Annotated in this window: 2 protein-coding genes, 2 rRNA genes and 1 other annotated feature; all 4 genes read right to left on the bottom strand. The window is 31.7% G+C overall.

Features of this window, described 5'->3' with window-relative positions:
- Positions 1-386: 386 nt before the first annotated feature.
- A complete protein-coding gene (gene pheT / locus BMW96_RS13730) occupies positions 387-2777 on the bottom strand; it encodes a phenylalanine--tRNA ligase subunit beta (protein ID WP_092357134.1) in 2391 nt (796 codons plus the stop codon).
- Between the two features lie 4 nt (positions 2778-2781).
- The gene (gene pheS / locus BMW96_RS13725) at positions 2782-3819 is read right to left on the bottom strand and encodes a phenylalanine--tRNA ligase subunit alpha (RefSeq protein WP_092357131.1); all 1038 of its coding nucleotides are present in this window, start codon (positions 3817-3819) and stop codon (positions 2782-2784) included.
- A 34-nt stretch (positions 3820-3853) separates the two neighbouring features.
- Positions 3854-4053 (bottom strand) — a binding site (T-box leader).
- 113 nt (positions 4054-4166) lie between these two features.
- A 5S ribosomal RNA gene (rrf, locus tag BMW96_RS13720) occupies positions 4167-4275 on the bottom strand.
- 103 nt (positions 4276-4378) lie between these two features.
- Positions 4379-4473 (bottom strand): 23S ribosomal RNA (locus tag BMW96_RS13715); the annotation flags it as partial.

The raw sequence follows: 4473 nt of genomic DNA, 5'->3' as shown, positions 1-4473 counted from the left end.
AAGATAATAAAAAAGAAGACAAAGTATACATATCAAATTAATTTTACAAGGGCATCGCATATCATAAGAAGGTTTCTAAACAAAAAAACGGGTAAAAAATCACCCGTTGAGAACCTGATAGCCAAAGAAATACTTCCTGTCCGACCAGGAAGAACAAGCACACGTCATGTTTCTGCCAAAAAAGTCGTATGTTTCAACTATAGGTTTGACTAACACACGACTATTATATACCTTTGGAAAAGCAGTTTCAAGACTGTACTTTTTTGTGTACATAAAATAAAGCCATAAGCATAGATTTTTTATATTCTATACTTATGACTTCTTTCTTATCTTCTTAACTTAATGACATTGAATTTTCTTGTACTGTTTTTTTACATAAATAACTATTAACCTCTTAGTACTGCTCCAAAATCTTTTTCCACTGCAGCTAAAATTTTATTCATTGAGTTATTTACTGTTGCTTCATCTAATGTCCCTTTTGAATCTTGGAAAAGCAAATTGATTGCAACTGATTTTTTACCAGCTTCAATATGTTCTCCTATATAAACATCAAAAATCTTTGCCTCTTTAACAAGTTGTTTACTCGCTTGAATAATCTTACGACATACATCATATGTTGGAACATCTTGATCCATAACTAAAGCAATATCACGGCTCACAGATGGATACATAGGAATTTCTGTAAATTTAACTTTACTAGTTTTCATATTTAGTAGAGTTGTTAAATTTAATTCTACGATATATACATCTTTAACATCATATTTCTTTTCCAACAATGGATGAATATTACCAACTACCCCAACTATTTCTTTACCAATCATAATGTATGCAGTTCTTCCAGGATGATAATTCTTATCATCTTGATTCGCACGTACTAATTTATATCGTGATTCTTCAATTCCTAAATTTTTAAATATCGTTTCAACAAAACCTTTTACTAAATAGTAATCTGCTTTATATGAAATTTGTTTGAATGGTAAACCATTATATTCACCACAACAAGCAATTGCTAAATTTTGCAACTCAACATCTTTTGAGTAGGTAGTTGATAATTCAAAGATATTAACATCCTTGATATTATGAGATTGATTATAATTTATTACTTGTAATAAAGAACCAACTATTGATTTTCTCGTTACACTTCTTTCCTCACCTAATGGCATTGCTAATTTAACTGTATCATTTGTATGAAAAATATTAAAATCATTTACCATTGCTGGTGATGTTAATGAATAAGTTAAAGTTTCATGTAAGCCTTGATCTTTTAATAAATTACGAATCAAATGTCTCTTAGTTTGTACATTGGTTCTTTTACCAACAGTCATTGACATTTCTGGTAATGTTGAAGGAATTTTATCATAGCCATATATTCTTGCAACTTCTTCAATTAAATCAGCAGCAAGTGCAATATCATTACGATAAGTTGGAACTTTTACAATAAAATCTTCACCATTAGCAGTAAATTCAAATTTTAATGCACTAAATATATCTTTAATTTCATCAGTAGTTATACTTGTTCCCAATAATCCATTTACTTTTGAAGTACTAACTTTTACATGACGATCTTCAATTTTTAAAGCAGTTGTAACACTTTTATAAGTTTCTTGACCATCTGCTAATTCAACCAAAAGATTAGCACATCGTTCTAAAACATTTAAAGAATTAGCAGTATTTAATGCTCCTTTAATATAATGTTGAGAAGCATCTGTCAATAAATTTAAGCGACGTGCTGTTTCTCTCAAACTTGCACCATCAAATGTAGCAGCTTCAATAACAATATTAGTTGTATTTTCATCAATTTTAGTACTATTAGCTCCCATAACTCCTGCTATACAACCAATTCCATCATCGGTTGAAACAATAATATCATTAGGCTCAATTTTATATTCTTCACCATCTAACATTATCTCCTTACAATCAAATCCTGTCTTAACTACGAACTCTTTTTTATCTAATTTATCATAATCATACATATGAATAGGTTGTCCAGTTTCTAACATCACAAAATTAGAAATATCTACTATATTATTAATTGGCTTTATACCACTTGCAATCAAAGCATTTTTAAGCCATGCTGGAGATTCTTTCGTTGTTACACCTTTAACTAATTTCGCCCCAAAAAATGAACATAATTCAGTTTCAACTTTTACGTTTATTTCACTACCATCAATTCCATTTGGAGTAACTTTTGGCAAATTGACTTTACGATTTAAGATGGCAGCTACTTCATAAGCAAATGAAGTCAAAGCCATACAATCAGAACGATTTGGAGTTAGCCCTATTTCTAAAATCGTATCTTTTAACCCTATATATTCAAGTGGATCTTCACCTATAGGTGCATCTGCATCTAAAACATGTATCCCATCTTTATCTTCTGGTTTCAATAATCGCTGGTCTAAGCCTAATTCAGCAATTGAGCAAATCATACCATTAGATTCAACACCTCTAATTTTACTCTCTTTAATTACAAATCCTCCACCAAAATCACAACCAGGATTAGCTACAATTACTTTCTGTCCTTTAGCTACATTAGGGGCTCCACATACAATCTGTTTTATTTCACCAGGCTTAACTTCAACCTGGCATATATTTAAATGATCACTATCAGGATGTGCATTACATTCTTTAATATAACCAATAGTCATATTATTTCCTTTGGCCAGTTCATGTATTCCTTCCACTTCTAAACCAATTGAAGTGATTCTATCAGCTAATTCTTCAGGATCCTGATCATCAACTTTTACATATCTATTTAATACTTTTAAACTAATATCCATTACTTTACTCCTTTCTACTAAATTGATTTAAAAATCTAATATCATCATTATAGAAATCACGAATATTATCAATACCATATTTAAGCATAGCAACTCGTTCCATTCCAATTCCAAAAGCAAAACCTTGATATACTTCGCTATCAAATCCACACATTTCAAGAACACGAGGATTAACCATGCCAGCACCTAGAATTTCTATCCAACCAGTATGTTTACACATTGAACAACCCTTTCCTCCACAATTATGACATGAAATATCCACCTCTACTGATGGTTCAGTAAATGGAAAATATGAAGGGCGTAAACGTACTTCACGTTTTTCACCAAAAAATTTGCGTGCAAATACTTCTAAAGTTCCTTTCAAATCAGCCATAGTAATATTCTTATCAACAACTAATCCTTCACATTGCATGAATTGATGAGAATGTGTAGCATCATCATCATCTCGACGATATGTTTTACCTGGACAAATAACTTTAATTGGTCCTTTACCTTGTGCTTCAAGCATTGCATGAGCCTGAACCGGAGAAGTATGTGTTCTCATCAAAGTATTTTCATCAATATAAAAAGTATCTTGCATATCACGTGCTGGATGACCCTTTGGCAAATTCATTAACTCAAAATTAAAATAATCTGTTTCCACTTCAGGACCTTCAGCAATTTGATACCCCATCCCTAAAAACAACTCTTCTATTTCAGCTACAATTGTTGATAAAGGATGTAATGTCCCTTGATCTAATTTATAACTTGGTAAAGTTATATCAATTTGTTCTTCATTAATTTTATCTAAAATAGCTTGATTCTCTAAAATTTCTTTTCTATCCTCAACTGCTTTAGATAATTCCTGTTTTACTAAATTAGAAGTTTGTCCAAAAACTTTGCGATCCTCAGCAGCCATATCCTTCATTGATTTCATAGCTTCTTGTATTGGACCTTTTTTACCTAGATATAATATCCGAATATCATTTAACTCTTTTAAAGAAGAACAGTTATCTAACTTAGCCAATGCTTCTTCTTTAATCATTAATAATTCATTTTCCATTTAATTCCCTCCTAAAATATAAAAAATCGCTCCAAATAGGAACGATTATATCGCGGTACCATCCTAATTCATGATTAATAATCATGCACTTAATTGACTGTAACGAAGTCTAAACGGCGATGATTAATCGCACTCCAAGGTGAATTCAATAATTCAATCGTAGAAGATTTACACCAAAATATCTTCCTCTCTAAAACAACTTCCTTATCTACTACTCCTTATCAACGTGTTATTATACCTAAATATTATAACGTTTTTAAAGGCATTTGACAATAGAAAAGATAAATATTTACAACAATAAAAATTCCAGAAGAAAGTACGAGGAAATAAAAAAAGACAAAAAAAAGAACCGGCAGCTTGCTATTGTCGCACCGCAGTACTATCTTCGCCGTTATGATGCTTAACTTCTGTGTTCGGTATGGGTACAGGTGTGTCCATCATGCTATCGCTACCAGATCTTCTTTTTTAAGCAATCCCTTTTGAGAATCACTCAAAACCGGATAATAGTTCTACTGCGTCTTTTGTCTTCCTTTTCTCTCAAGCCTTAACCTTTCTTCTCTAGGTTAAGTCCTCGACCTATTAGTATCAGTCCGCTTAACATGTCGCCATGCTTACACTCCTGACCTATCAACCTTATCGTCTTTAAGGGGTCTT

The organism is Thomasclavelia cocleata, assembly GCF_900102365.1.
GTDB classification, from domain to species: Bacteria; Bacillota_I; Bacilli_A; order Erysipelotrichales; family Coprobacillaceae; genus Thomasclavelia; species Thomasclavelia cocleata.
Note: the sequence above shows the minus strand (reverse complement) of the source record. Positions and strands in the feature narration are given on the sequence as shown.

Bases quoted from the DNA above. Each gene is read 5' to 3' on its own strand.
- pheT (WP_092357134.1), bottom strand. From the start codon at position 2,777: ATGGATATTAGTTTAAAAGTATTAAATAGATATGTAAAAGTTGATGAT.
- pheS (WP_092357131.1), bottom strand. From the start codon at position 3,819: ATGGAAAATGAATTATTAATGATTAAAGAAGAAGCATTGGCTAAGTTA.